This is a genomic window from Candidatus Electrothrix sp. (assembly GCF_052785085.1).
This window is the reverse complement of sequence record NZ_JALAAI010000107.1, coordinates 1-13,528: the sequence shown is the minus strand read 5'-3', so window position 1 is coordinate 13,528 and position 13,528 is coordinate 1. Positions and strand designations below refer to the sequence as shown.

Here is a 13,528-nt window from a genome sequence, read left to right as displayed (position 1 = left end):
TTATCTATTTTTCGCAACTCTTCTCTGGATAGGTGCATGCGAACTCAGAACGTGGATAGATCTCGTAAAAAACGTTGTGACCCTTAAACTATCGTGATCTTCTTTTTTTGTCCAATCTTTTTTTGTGAGGAATGAGGGGGGTGAACGGTTACGAAGAGACATGTATCAACTGTCATTACGAGCAGATTAAAAAAGTTGGAAAAATCAGAGGTGGTATCAGCATTACTGTCCCCATGGAGAGTTATCTTGAGCAATACAAAAATAATATCAACAAGTTCATTCGTTCTTTTCTTTTGATATGGCTGGCAGGATCAGCTATCCTCTTGACAGGATATAAATTTCTGCAGAGATCAGCAACAACAGTGATCAGGAGTGAAAAACAAAAAACAGCAATCCTTGACACTTTGGACAGACTTGGTGTCGGGTTATATATTATTGATAAAAACTATTTAATACGTTATGCGAACAGTACATTACGGAACTGGTTTCATTGCGAAACAAACAAGCTGTGCTATGTATCTGTTCATAAAAGAAACGCACCGTGCAAGATCTGTTATCTTGATGAAATAATCAATAAAAAAAGAATCATCCAATATGAATTAAACTTTGAAGATAAAACATTCGATGTTATCGGTGCACCATTCACAACTCATGATGGGATTTCGGCTAAAATGGAAGTCAGGCTTGACATTACAAGTCGAAAAAAAGCGGAACAGGAGCAACGCAGAACTGTAGAACTCATTAAAGCCAAAGAATCAGCCGAATCTGCTTCACAGGCCAAATCATCTTTTCTGGCAAATATGAGCCATGAGATACGTACTCCGATGAATGCTGTTATCGGCATGTCCAAGCTTGCACTTGAAACAAATTTAACGCAAGAGCAGTTTAATTTAATTTCAAAGGTACATATCGCGGCTGAATCATTGCTCAGAATCATAAATGACATTCTGGATTTTTCCAAAATTGAGGCCAACAAGATGGAGTTGGAAAACATTGATTTTCGACTTCGAGATGTTTTAGAGCAGGTCCACACTCTCATACGTCTCAATGCGGAAGAAAAAGGTTTGATCCTGAATGTTACGTGCGCTTCCTCTGTTCCAGAGACGCTTAAAGGAGATCCTTTGCGTTTAGGGCAAGTTTTGACCAACCTTGCTAACAATGCTGTTAAATTTACCCGGCATGGACGTGTTGATATTAAAGTTGATCTTCTGACAAGCTCCCAAGAAGAAAAATTATCATTGCATTTTACTGTCTCGGACACCGGCATAGGTATGAACGCAAAAGAAATTTCTGGCCTCTTTCGATCCTTTTGTCAGACAGATAACAGCAAGGCCCGACAATACGGCGGCTCCGGTCTCGGACTGGCGATCAGTCAGAAGTTGGTCATTATGATGGGAGGTGAAATCTCAGTGGAAAGTGAACCGGGTCACGGCTCCTGTTTCCATTTTTCCCTGCAGATGGACAAAGGCGACGCCCACCGCTTGTGCAGTAAACAGATAGATCAGGATAAAAAAATATCCGTGTTAAAGGGAAAAAAGATTCTCGTGGCCGAAGATAACCCTTTAAATATGGAATTAGCGTCTATTTTACTCAGAAGGAAACAACTTCATGTTTTTCAGGCTGAAAACGGTGATGAAGCTTTAAAGCTGCTGGATACTGAAGATGTGGATTGTGTACTTATGGATATTCAAATGCCGGTTATGGATGGTTACACTGCCTGCCGCATGATTAAAAGCCAAGAAAAATTTCAGCAGCTACCGGTGGTTGCTTTAAGTGCCAATGCAATGGCAAGTGATCTGGAAAAGAGCATGGCTATTGGAATGAGCGGTCATCTTTGCAAGCCTCTTAATGAAAAGGAGTTGTTTGATACTTTATTTAAGCTGCTGGGGTGATGTCTGCTGTCTTCAGCTCCAATCTGTAATCCGCACGGCTACGCAGTTTGATTTTGAGATCTGACACCGGAATGTTTTTCACGATTTAATCTTTTGTTCATGTCAAATTCATATTACGTTAATGCACTTGTTGTTAGCATTAAATCAAATATACGATTTTTTAACTTTTTATCGGTTGAGGATAGACGCATGAAAAAGGCCGTAACAATATTGATTGCAAGTTTTTTTTCAGTAGCATTTTTTGCAACAGGTTATAGCAGCGAGTATGAGTATCGCAGTGGGCATGAACGGCATGATGATGACCGTTACGAATATCGTAGCGGGCGTGAACGAAATGATGATGACCGTTATGAATATCGTGGAGGGCATGAAAGATATGAGTACCGGAACGGCAGATCCAGACGGTATGACAATAATCGCTATAACCATAGACGATACTCATATGATGATTGATAGTCATTCAAAACCATTAATATAAATTTCAACACGACACCTCGGTAGTTTTTTTACCTCCCTTTTCTCTACCGGGGTATTTTTAATTTTTGGATGCAAGAACGGATAAAAGCTGTTGAATTATTTCAGTAAATGACATGATTACAAAAAAATCCTTGAGAATATTCCAGATCGTACTCGTTGTATATCTCTTAGTTCCTTCTCCTGCCTTTTGCGACTTCAATAATTCTGGTGAGAGCAAATATGAGACAAAAGCAGAAAGCCTCTTAAAGATAGGCAATCTGGAAAGTATGACCGGAAATCAGAGGGCAGCAAAAGGAGCATATCTGGAAGCTGAAAGGCTGTACAGGGCCCAAAAGAACTGGTCAGGGCTGGCAAAGGTACTTCTCGGAACCGGTAACATGGAAAGTATAGATGGAAATCAAGATGCAGCCAGAAAAGCATATCTGGAAGCAGCGAACCTGTACAGGGATCAAGAGGACTGGTCAGGACTGGCAAAAGTGCTTCTTGGAACCGGCAATATGGAGAGTGTAAACGGGAATCTGGATGCAGCCAGAAAAGCATATCTGGAAGCAGAGAAAATTTGCAGGGATAAACAGGACTGGCTGGAACTGACCAAGGTACTTCACGGAATTGCCGAGCTTGAAAACAGAGCTGGGAATTCGGTAGGAGCTATGAAGATATATGAAGAATTAAGCGAGATACAGAACAGGGTTGTCCTGAATAAGCAAAAAAAGCCACTTCAGGAAGCAAAAATAAATCCAGTAAACAATGATGACGGTTCCTCGAAAAACATCCTTTACAATCTCATTGAAAATCTCATTGAAAAATTCTTTCCCAAAACAGGTAAGTAGTCCATTTTTACGGATACATGATCATCGCGTGACCCGGTTTTTTTTACCCTGATTCCGAACATTATCACTTCCCCATCATAACAGGGCTTCTGTTTTGAGAGGCCGTCAACCTCTATCTATTCAAACATTTTTGCTCGCTTTTCCGCCTTTCCAAAGCGATTCAGACTTAATCTTCGCAGCCTCCAGAAGGTAGTTTTTGCCTTTTCTTTTTTCTGTCAACAGCGGTTTCCTGTTTACTTTTTTAATTCAGCATGGTTAAAATTTTATTCAGGCTGAACTATGATGATTCTTTTCCTGGTTTTGCGCTTATTAACAATAACTAACTATAAAAAATGCAAAGAAATATTGAAAGGCTGACAACAGAATTAATAAGACTGCCCAAGAGAGAGCGTTTAGAACTGGCTAGATTTCTTCTTTTCCTGGATAACCGATCCTTGGACTCCGATGATATTGATTCATCATGGGAAAAAGAAATCACTGACAGAGTTCGTGCTGTTGATGAGGGAACGACAACGGGGATTGATTACGATGCTGCAATGCGGAAAATCGAACAGCGTTTTGCGTTATGAAAAAAGGTTATACTTCAGCAGGCTTTTGAAGAATTAAACGATGCTGTCGCATATTATGAGGAACACCAGCCCGGATTGGGACTAAGGCTTAAGGACGAATTTGATAATCATATCAATTGGATTTTATACAACCCCAACGTTCCCCGGGTTCGCAGCGGTGGTTATCGTCGAGTGAATCTTAAAGTATTTCCTTACTATATTGCCTACATTACTCGTGAAGATACTTTATGGATACTTGCCGTTGCGCACGGTCATCGTAAACCTGAATACTGGATCAAAAGAAAGAACAAAATCAACTGATACAGCCATCTCCTTCCCTTTCGATTTTCTTACTGTATATGCAATCTCTTTTCCCCAAAAACTGCAACCCCGCTCTGAAACCCGCATGGCTACGCTATTTGTTATTGGGCAGTGATACCTAGATGCATGCACGTTTGCCGCTAGTTGATTGTGACAAATTAATGACCAAAAAATGATATTTTGTTGTTAACAAAATTAACACCACAACATATTGCACATCTCCCTTGCATTTATTTTGATCTGTATTATTATATTCTCTAACTGTGGAGAATAAAAAAAAACGCCACTGGTTGTGCAAAACCAAGTGGCGTTGATATGAGTAGCAAAAAATAAAGTTTTTTGATAGCTGGTCATTTTAAATAATTTACTTTGTTGCTTATGTCAAGAAGAATTGTGAATGTATCGCATTCTTACTCCGCTCTAATTTAATTAGATAGGATTAATTTATTATGACTAAATTAAAAAAGATTGGCCGTGATGCAACAAATGGTCAATTTATACCTGTACATGAAGCCAGACTAAGGAAAAGTGAGGCGTTAGTTGAAACTATTCGTCCTTCTCTAATGAGGCAAGGATTACAGAAGCGATGCCTTCTCCCTAAAGCTCCTCCTAAGAAGCAGGAGGGGGTGAGGCGATCCCTTCTTCCTGAAGCTCCTCTTAAGAAGCAGGAAGGGGTGAGGCGATGCCTTCCTGATATTTCTGCTGCAAGCCGAAGGGTAACTGTAAGAGGGCGTAATGCTATAGATGGTCGTTTCATAAATGTAGAAGAAGCCAACCGCAGGAAAAATACGTCCGTTGTTGAAACTTTTCGCTTGCCAGTAAGGTTCAGTGATATTTGAAAAGAGAGCTATTGATTTGTAGTAGTAGCACAATCTTTTGTTTATGACCAGTTTGTACCGGGTCCATGTTCAGCATGTGACCCGGTTTTTTTGTGCCCTGCCTCCCCACGACTACAAGAAAATACATTTTTTATATCTGCTCATAGATTCCTTCTACCTTTTTTGTATATCCAGACTACAAAAAGGTAGTCTCCGACTATTTCCAGATAGAAAAAATAGACCAAAAGGTATAAAAAATATACTTAAAGCCAGTCCGCTGCTTGCTGCATAACGCAACAAACCTTGATCATATTGTTCTGAACCTCCCCTTCCCCTTGCAAAACGGTTTCTTTTCTGCCTTATCAGTCAATCTCCTTGTCTTTTTGATTTTCCTGCTGTACATTCAGCCATTTTTTATTGAAAGAACAGGTGCGGTATCGCGCTTTTTATTTTCCACAGGAGCTATAATGGATCAGGATAAAATCAGAAATGTGGCGATTATCGCCCATGTTGACCACGGTAAGACCACACTGGTTGACAAACTCTTTCATCAGAGCGGTATGTTTCGTGAGAACCAGGAGGTGGCTGAACGCCTTATGGACTCTATGGATCTGGAGCGCGAGCGCGGCATCACCATTGCCTCAAAAAACGGCTCATACTCGTATGGTGACTACAAAATTAATATTATTGATACACCCGGACATGCTGACTTTGGTGGTCAGGTGGAACGCGTCATGCGCATGGCCGACGGGGTTGTTTTATTGGTAGATGCTCAGGAAGGCCCCATGCCCCAGACCTTTTTTGTGGTGAAAAAGGCATTGGCAGCCAAGTTGCCCATCCTGGTCTTGGTCAACAAGATCGACAAAGAAGGTGCCCGCTGCGAATGGGTGGTTGACGAGGTCTTTGATCTGCTGGCCCGTTTGGAAGCCCCTGATGAAACCCTGGATTTCCCGGTTCTTTACGGTTCTGCCAAAGAAGGGTATATGGTGGAAGACCCAGATGACCCCATTGTTCCGGGCCAGGGCATGGAACTGATCTCTGAGATGATTGTCAAGCATGTTCCACCGCCTCCAGGTGACCAAAACGCCCCTTTGCAGTTCCAGATCAATACCATTGATTATTCTCCTTATCTTGGCCGATTAGGAATCGGACGGCTGGCCAACGGCACCCTGCGCCTGAATGAAAATATTGTGGTATCCCGTCGTGACGGTTCCATTAAACCGGTACGGATTTCCAAGATATTCAGCTTTGTCGGAGATGAACAGGTTCCCGTAGACACAGCCTGCGCCGGTGATATTGTGGCTGTGGCCGGTATGGAGGATGTCACTGTGGGTGTCACCTTTACTGACCCGGACAATCCCCAGCCCCTGCCCCTGATTGAGATTGATCCGCCCACCATTTCCATGCATTTCATCCCCAATGATTCGCCCTTTGCTGGTCAGGATGGGAAATTTGTCACCTCCCGTCACCTGGAAGAACGCCTGAGCAAAGAAACCCTGGCAGATGTGGCCCTGCATGTGGAGCCGCTCACTGACGGCGTTGGCTTTCGGGTCTCTGGTCGTGGTGAGTTGCATCTTTCTATCCTGATTGAAAAAATGCGGCGGGAAGGGTATGAATTCCAGGTCACCCGTCCCCATGTCATTATGCGGGAAGAAAACGGCAAAACCATTGAACCCTATGAATCCCTGACTGTTGATGTGGACGAAGAGTATCAGGGCGTGGTTATTGAAAAGCTGGGTAAACTTAAAGGGGTGCTCAATGATATGCAGGTGGCAAACGGGATGTCCCGGATGATCTTCAAGGTTCCCACCCGTGGCCTGCTCGGGTACCGTTCCCAATTCATGACAGATACTCGTGGCATGGGCGTTATGAATTATGTCTTTGCTGAATGGGGGCCTCATGCCGGTGAGATTCAGAATCGCCAGAACGGGGTTATGATTGTGAAAGAAAACTGTACCAGTGTGGCCTATGCCCTGTTCAACCTTCAGGAGCGCGGTATCTTGTTTATCAATCCAGGGGAAGAACTGTACAAGGGCCAGATCATCGGGGAGAACAGTCGCACTGCTGACCTGGTGGTCAACCCGGCCAAAGGGAAAAAGCTGACTAATATGCGGGCCTCTGGCTCAGATGATGCAGTAATCATCACTCCGCCTCTTGACATGAGCCTGGAAGACTGCATATCATACATCAATGATGATGAATTGGTGGAAGTGACGCCCCGGATTATTCGCCTGCGCAAGCAGAAGGATGCCAAGATTCGGGCCTAAAGAATTTTCAGATGCAAAACGATTGTAGGGACACGGCATGCCGTGTCCCTACTTCATATGACAAGGCGAAAATAAACAACCCCGGAGCTTCGCAATGAATGAAATGCTCATAGTAACTCTTTCCCTGTTCAGTGCCTTGGCCGCCTTTATGTTGCTTCCCAAGCTGCTGAACAACCGGGATATTGGCTGCCCGCCCTGAATCCGAATGTACAGCTCCGCAGGTGCGGGCTTTCTTGTCTATATCGGCTTAAAGGCCATATTGTACGGGTGAACATAGAGGCAAACAGAGGCAAATCCTTTGTGTTTCCCCTTTATTTTCCAGAGAATTCCTTAACACAACAGTGCATGTATGACCAACCAGGAATTTGCTGCAATCTTTTTACGGGAATACGATGAGGTAAAAAAATCCTGCGCAACAGGGGGACAGGCAATACTCTATCTTGATACCCTGGTGAATAACGATCCTCTTAACGCCCTTGAACTCCTTGCAGTCATTACAGAATGTTGTACAAATAATAACGAACTTGCTGCTGTTGCAGCTGGTCCGCTTGAAAACCTCTTTGTTTACCATGGCTATGAAATTATCAACGATATCAAAAAAAAGGCTGATTGCAGCGAAAATTTTCAACATGCCGTGAGCGGAGTGTGGTTGGATGAAAAAGATGATGCCATTTTTTCTCAGTGGTTAGAACTGATGAAACGCTATAATTTTGTTGGCGATAATCCCCGGAAAACGCTCAATGGTACATTGATCACCCATCCAACTAACTGAGATACCGTATTAACCAAAAGAGAAAGATAGTATACCGATTCAAAAAGATACCCCTTTAGAGAAACTGCCTGATCATAGACATGATTAAGAAATTAAGAAAGAACTATCCCACTTTCTTTTTCACAAAAAATCGTTTACAGTATTTTTTTATAAACTTCCATTCCGGCTCAACAAGCCAGGAATCAGAGGGCATTTCTGTCATCAATATTCGGGGATCACAGTATCCCTCTGCCCTGTTATCATTCTGTTAATTTTTACAAACTGATCAACAGGAAAGGAGAATTATCCTAATGCTGGTTATCTGTGAAGATTGTGCCAAAAAATACTCTATTGATGAAAAACGGATTAAAGCACCTAAGGTAAAGTTCAACTGTCGTGCTTGCAATCATCTTATTATCGTAGAAAAGCCCAAAAACATCAAGAAGCCCCGACCAGAAGCAGATATTTTCTCGGCTTTATCTGGACAAGATACCCCTGATAATTCCCCAAAAGAACAGACCAGCAGACAACAACAAAAAGAGCAGGCAGCCAGCAAATCTGCTGCCGAGTCCTCATCCACTGTCCGGGCAGCCCTGAAACATTCTGCTGCGGCAAGTGGAAAAGGATCCCCTTTTTATGTCTATCTTATATCAGTTATGCTGTTTATCCTCCTGATTACCACAGCTTTTTTTGTCCATATTTATCTTAAAACCATTCCTGATGTTCTTCAGCACCAGCTCGAACTACGAAGCCAGATCCTGACCGAATCATTACAGCAAATAATCAGACGCCCTTTATCAAGAAAGGATTATCTGCGAGTGAACAGAATGATCAAACGAGCCAGCAAACTTCCTGGGGTCGCCTATACTGCTGTTACCAATAAAAAAGGAATTGTCATTGCAGGTTTTTTTAACAACCTGAATAAATTTGAAAATCAGTTCGCTCAGAGGATCAAAGAAGAAGGATTTCAACTTGATATCCTTATTGAAAACTCCATTTCCCTCAATGAAAAATGGGCTGGGGCAAAAGTACAAATCGGTGGCGTTCCTGTCTACAACCAGGTAACAAGTTTTCCAGGAACTGGTGACAAACTGCATATCGGCTTGTATGTAGATGAAATTGATAAAAATTTTTTTAAAGCTTTATTTTCCCCTTTTACCGTGGTATTGCTGGCTTTGTTTATCCTTTCAATCTACACAATTTTTGCCTTACTTGATAAGTTAGTTACCGAACCTACGCGAACTCTGACCAATACTGCTAACCGAATCAGCCTGGGAGAACTGAATCTTGCCATCATGGCAGCAGGGCCACGGGAAATTCGGGAATTGGGATCTGCTCTGGAGCGTATGCGTCATTCCATCAAGGTTGCTATGGAGCAGCGACTAAGCTGATACCAGATACTCTATCGTTTGTGTATGAAAACTATTGCTTTCTGCCTGCTTGCTCTGTTCTCCTGTGTTGGCTCCTCAGCTGCTACAGAAAAATATCTGCTCTCTATGCCACCGCTTTTTTCTGATGAGGAAATGCGTGCTATGCTGCATCCCCTTGCGATGCGGCTTGGTGAAGAAACAGGAAATAACATTGAGGTATTGCTCTCAAAAAATATTGATAAGTACACAGCAGAGGTTCTGCACGGCAATATTGTTATTGGTTATGAAAGTCCTGCTGTTTATGTAAGCATATCCAATGTGCATGAAGCCATAGCCAGCACTGTGGTAAAGCAGCATGATTCCCTTTCCAAGGGGCTTATTATTACCCGTCCAGAATCAGGTATTTCTGAGCTTACTGATTTACAAGGAAAAAAAATCATGATTGTCAGCAGAACATCAACAGGGGGCTTTTTATCACAAAAAATCACCTTACAGGAAAAAAATATTGATGTTGAACAGGACTGTCAGCTGCATGAAGCTACTGATCAACGGGAGGAAAATGTTATCATCTCTGTGAGTATTGGTGATGTGGATGCTGGTTTTATCAGTGAGTATGCCCTGCATAAGGCCGATCAATATATAGCGCCAGGCTCTATTACTGCTGTGGCAACAACTGCTCCCCTGCCAAACTGGGTGATTTCTGTTTCTCGTACCATGCCCCAGGTGCAAAAAGATGATCTCCGTGAAGCCCTTCTTCGACTTTCTTCAGAAGACCCGGCCATTAAGGCATTAGGGATATCTGCCTTTACAAGTGCATCTGATGCGGATTATGATATTATCCGTGATATTATTAATTAACATATTGCATAAAACAAAGGTACCAAATATCTTATGAGGCTGTTATCCGCCTTTTCTGTTACCTGAAAAAACCTGTTTTTTCTTATCCATCCAAAACCATCACAACAGGTAAATGCTGCTACCACGAGAAAAACCTTACTTAACAGGCCTGAATAGCTATTATCTTGATATTGAAAAATTTATTCAGCATCTTCAAGGGGAAATAGGTTCGGGATGCCTGTACTTTACCTCAGTCGACCAAGAACTGCTCATCTATTTTGACGAGTATGATATTGTTCAAGGAATCATCCAGGAGAGCGATGAACCGGCCTTAGCGTCAGACCAACTTGCACATATCATGGTGCCCTTACAAAAGAAAAGCTTTCAGGTAACGATCTATTACCTGGATGCTGATTCCATTTTTTTCTGGGGCCAGATGCCTGCTTTTCGCCGGGCCCAAGATACCCTTACTTCGGACAAGATGCGCCTGCCTGACCTGATTTTTCGGCTCAGTCAAAAAAAATTTTCAGGCTTTATTGAAGTCAATATTAAGGGGAAAAAAGACTGTGCCGTGCTTTTCTTTCATGAAGGACAACGACGCGGTGGCTCCTATTACTGGGGGACTGGGGGCTTAAGTGCTTCTGATACAGACTATAACACCCTGCTGGGAATACTCCAGCAAAATAAAGGTACTTATAGACTGGGCTATTTCTCCAGTGATCCACTGGCATCTATGACTGTGGAGAGTTCAAGCTCTGCTGATTCAGGACAAGAAACTCTGCAGAATGAACAAACCCGTGACGGTGGGATAACCTCTGCTCAGGAAAGCGTTTCTGAACTCAATAAGGCATTAAATGCATTTATAACTGTCTTTACGCAAACAGTGAAAAGTAAAAAGTCCAAGACAGATCCTCTTATTGACCTTAAATTAAAATTTTTAGATTTTTCAGAAATATATAGCTTTCTTGATCCGTATAATCATCTCTGCAAAATTGAAAACAACGGCACAGTCACCATTGCAAAAACAATCTCTGAAAAAGATGCAGCTGAAGGTATTATTGACTGCGCCTGGATGGTTGTTGAGGATAATAAGCTCCATAAAAAATTTCGGGCCGCTCTCCTGGAAATGGAAGAGCAGGAAATTTTTCAGGCCCTGGGGATTGGACTGGAACGATAGAACTTTTAGGAAATCAACAGATTATCCCTCCTCAAGGGGAGGGATAAAATTATTTACAGGTCAAATTTCCAGCCTTACCAGCCAACTGGCCACAGGCCGCTGAAATATCTGCTCCTCTGCTCTGGCGAATAAAGACGGTATAGTTCTCCTGTCTGAGGATATCCTGAAAGCTGAGAACACGATCCCGTGCCGGGCTGACAAACTCATCCCCCTCCCCTTTATTCACAGCGAGCAGATTTATCTTGCAAGGAATCCCCTTGAGCAGGCCAGCCAGTCTGTACGCATCCTCATCAGCATCATTGATACCTGCAAACAAGGTATATTCAAACATGACCCGCTGCCGCTTCTTACCTGGATACTCCTTGCAAGCTGCGAGTAATTCTTCAATGGGCCAGCGTTTATTGACTGGCATAAGACGGCTTCTGGTGGCGTTATCTGTGGCATGCAGAGATACGGCCAGGTTGACACTGCTCTGTTCACCCAGCTCCAGCATCTGCGGCACAAGGCCACAGGTGGAAACCGTAATCCGACGGGTGGCAAAATCCAGGCCCCGTTGCTCTGTGAGCAGGGAAAGACTGGCAAGCAGATTCTCCATATTTGCCAAGGGTTCCCCCATGCCCATGAACACAATATTGGTCAATTCCTGTTTCGGGCAATGTCCCTCATGCTCCAGCATCCAGTCCCGAACCGCGCAGACCTGATTAACGATTTCCGCCCTGGTCAGGTTGCGCTGAAAACCCATGCTGCCGGTCACGCAAAAACGACAGCCCATTGCGCAGCCTGCCTGGGAGGAAACACAGAGGGTGTTGCGATCTTCCTCTGGAATCAGTACAGACTCAATTATCAGACCATCTTCCAGCTGAAAACCAAATTTCACAGCCCCATCTTGCGATATTTCTGTAATCGGATCAACAAATCGGCTCATTCTGGCATGTTTTGCCAGGACAGCCCGGAATTGCTTGGCCAGATCCGTCATTTCTGCAAAATCGGTAATGCCGGGCTTGTAAATCCAGGCCAAAATCTGGCGACCACGAAATCCAGGTTGCCCCAAGGATTCCACATACTCCACCAGTTCATCCTGAGTCAGATTCTTCAGGTCGGTTTCCTGCGCTTCAAGACTCATAGTACCTTCAGTAAATTTCTCAATATTATAAACTGCGTAACCTTTCTGGTTTTAAGAACACCGCCCCGGTAAGGGCCTGATCAATTCTTGCAAGAAAGGCATCCCGATCCTTGGGCAGGCGCCCATCCAAAGTAAAATAATTGGAAGCATGGTTAGCCTGAAACTGACAACGAAAATCTTCCAGGTCTGCCAGCAAAATACGAAGTTCTCGGAATAATCCGACCTGATCCGGCAGGTGAAAATCTTTCTCTGCTGCGGCCTTGCCCAGCTCTGTGTTTTCCAGCAACATCAGGGTCAGCACAGCAATCTGACTGGGACGGATCTTACTGAGCACTTCTGCTGTATCTTCTGAATGTTGCTGGGATAATTCACGCCCGCCAATCCCCAGCAGGCAGGTAATAGAAAGAAATATCCCAGCTTCCCGCACCCTACGTCCCGCTGCAATCATCTCATCAGCTGTTGACCCTTTCCTGATCGCCTGTAAAATCGGATCATGACCGCTTTCCAAGCCCATGTATATCCGACCCACACCAGCCTTTTTCAATTCAGTAAATTCCAGTACTGAACGCTTAAGTATATCCCGACAGTTGGCATACAGACCGATACGACGCACCCAAGGCAATTCTGTCTGTATTTGGTGGCAAAGAGCGAGCAATCGCCTCTGGGGAATGATCAATGCATCACCATCAGCAAGGAACAGCGTTTTTTGTCTGCGACAATACTGGGCTGCAAAGGCAATATCCTCAGCAATGATCCGGTCTTCCTTGATGTAAAATTTCTGATCAGGAGCGCGATAGGCCCCGCAAAAGGTGCAACGGTTATGCGCGCAGCCCACGGTGACCTGAAGGATGATGGAATTTGCCTCACTGGGCGGTCGGATGATGTTGCCTTGGTAATGCACAACTGCTCTCTGGGATCCCCGGTATTGGGTATCTTTGCACTGCCTGATAATTGCGGCTCAATGTACAAGGATACGCTGAGACTGTCAAACAGGCCCCTGACAGCCTTTCTGTAAAATGGACATAAGGCGCAATAACCCGACAGCCCTCAGGTTGGAGGCTCTCTCAGGCTCACGTTAATCAGCTTACCGTTACGTTGTATACCCAGAGCTGTTAAC

General features: G+C 43.7%; 13 protein-coding genes. 11 read left to right on the top strand and 2 right to left on the bottom strand.

Annotated features, from left to right (window positions below; all coding sequences use genetic code 11):
* Positions 1-362 precede the first annotated feature (362 nt).
* The 11 genes from L2082_RS14925 to L2082_RS14875 all read left to right on the top strand — a co-directional run bounded on the left by L2082_RS14925 (position 363) and on the right by L2082_RS14875 (position 11,288).
* Positions 363-1,892 (top strand): response regulator, encoded by a 1,530-nt coding sequence (locus L2082_RS14925; RefSeq protein WP_446011912.1) that lies wholly within the window; start codon positions 363-365, stop codon positions 1,890-1,892.
* 265 nt (positions 1,893-2,157) lie between these two features.
* Complete coding sequence (locus L2082_RS14920; RefSeq protein WP_446011911.1) at positions 2,158-2,370, top strand: hypothetical protein; 213 nt, start codon at positions 2,158-2,160, stop codon at positions 2,368-2,370.
* Positions 2,371-2,482: 112 nt separating this feature from the next.
* A complete protein-coding gene (locus tag L2082_RS14915; RefSeq protein WP_446011910.1) occupies positions 2,483-3,199 on the top strand; it encodes a hypothetical protein in 717 nt (238 codons plus the stop codon).
* A gap of 332 nt (positions 3,200-3,531) precedes the next feature.
* Entirely contained in the window at positions 3,532-3,768 is a 237-nt protein-coding gene (locus tag L2082_RS14910; RefSeq protein WP_446010797.1) for an addiction module protein, read from the top strand.
* 9 nt (positions 3,769-3,777) lie between these two features.
* The gene (locus tag L2082_RS14905; RefSeq protein ID WP_446010800.1) at positions 3,778-4,068 is read left to right on the top strand and encodes a type II toxin-antitoxin system RelE/ParE family toxin; all 291 of its coding nucleotides are present in this window, start codon (positions 3,778-3,780) and stop codon (positions 4,066-4,068) included.
* Positions 4,069-4,517: 449 nt separating this feature from the next.
* Positions 4,518-4,907, top strand: a complete 390-nt coding sequence (locus tag L2082_RS14900) for a hypothetical protein (protein ID WP_446010798.1) — start codon at positions 4,518-4,520, stop codon at positions 4,905-4,907.
* Between the two features lie 446 nt (positions 4,908-5,353).
* Positions 5,354-7,153: a translational GTPase TypA gene (typA, locus tag L2082_RS14895; protein ID WP_446010799.1), complete on the top strand. Its 1,800-nt coding sequence runs from the start codon at positions 5,354-5,356 to the stop codon at positions 7,151-7,153.
* A gap of 349 nt (positions 7,154-7,502) precedes the next feature.
* Positions 7,503-7,925, top strand: coding sequence for a DUF6869 domain-containing protein (locus L2082_RS14890; protein WP_446011909.1), 423 nt, complete (start codon positions 7,503-7,505; stop codon positions 7,923-7,925).
* 290 nt (positions 7,926-8,215) lie between these two features.
* A complete protein-coding gene (locus L2082_RS14885) occupies positions 8,216-9,295 on the top strand; it encodes a HAMP domain-containing protein (RefSeq protein ID WP_446010581.1) in 1,080 nt (359 codons plus the stop codon).
* Between the two features lie 24 nt (positions 9,296-9,319).
* On the top strand, positions 9,320-10,132 hold the full coding sequence (locus L2082_RS14880) for a phosphate/phosphite/phosphonate ABC transporter substrate-binding protein (protein WP_446011908.1): 813 nt from the start codon (positions 9,320-9,322) through the stop codon (positions 10,130-10,132).
* 112 nt (positions 10,133-10,244) lie between these two features.
* A complete protein-coding gene (locus L2082_RS14875) occupies positions 10,245-11,288 on the top strand; it encodes a hypothetical protein (RefSeq protein ID WP_446010579.1) in 1,044 nt (347 codons plus the stop codon).
* Between the two features lie 49 nt (positions 11,289-11,337).
* Here the strand turns inward: L2082_RS14875 and rlmN are convergent, their stop codons facing one another.
* Together rlmN and L2082_RS14865 are read right to left on the bottom strand one after the other, a co-directional pair.
* The gene (gene rlmN / locus L2082_RS14870) at positions 11,338-12,411 is read right to left on the bottom strand and encodes a 23S rRNA (adenine(2503)-C(2))-methyltransferase RlmN (RefSeq protein WP_446010578.1); all 1,074 of its coding nucleotides are present in this window, start codon (positions 12,409-12,411) and stop codon (positions 11,338-11,340) included.
* Positions 12,412-12,436: 25 nt separating this feature from the next.
* Entirely contained in the window at positions 12,437-13,312 is an 876-nt protein-coding gene (locus tag L2082_RS14865; RefSeq protein WP_446010577.1) for a radical SAM protein, read from the bottom strand.
* Between the last annotated feature and the right edge of the window lie 216 nt (positions 13,313-13,528).

Coding starts and splice junctions, on each gene's coding strand:
- L2082_RS14920 (WP_446011911.1), top strand. CDS start 2,158: ATGAGTATCGCAGTGGGCATGAACGGCATGATGATGACCGTTACGAAT.
- L2082_RS14915 (WP_446011910.1), top strand. CDS start 2,483: ATGATTACAAAAAAATCCTTGAGAATATTCCAGATCGTACTCGTTGTA.
- L2082_RS14910 (WP_446010797.1), top strand. CDS start 3,532: ATGCAAAGAAATATTGAAAGGCTGACAACAGAATTAATAAGACTGCCC.
- L2082_RS14900 (WP_446010798.1), top strand. CDS start 4,518: ATGACTAAATTAAAAAAGATTGGCCGTGATGCAACAAATGGTCAATTT.
- typA (WP_446010799.1), top strand. CDS start 5,354: ATGGATCAGGATAAAATCAGAAATGTGGCGATTATCGCCCATGTTGAC.
- L2082_RS14890 (WP_446011909.1), top strand. CDS start 7,503: ATGACCAACCAGGAATTTGCTGCAATCTTTTTACGGGAATACGATGAG.
- L2082_RS14885 (WP_446010581.1), top strand. CDS start 8,216: ATGCTGGTTATCTGTGAAGATTGTGCCAAAAAATACTCTATTGATGAA.
- L2082_RS14880 (WP_446011908.1), top strand. CDS start 9,320: ATGAAAACTATTGCTTTCTGCCTGCTTGCTCTGTTCTCCTGTGTTGGC.
- L2082_RS14875 (WP_446010579.1), top strand. CDS start 10,245: ATGCTGCTACCACGAGAAAAACCTTACTTAACAGGCCTGAATAGCTAT.
- rlmN (WP_446010578.1), bottom strand. CDS start 12,411: ATGAGTCTTGAAGCGCAGGAAACCGACCTGAAGAATCTGACTCAGGAT.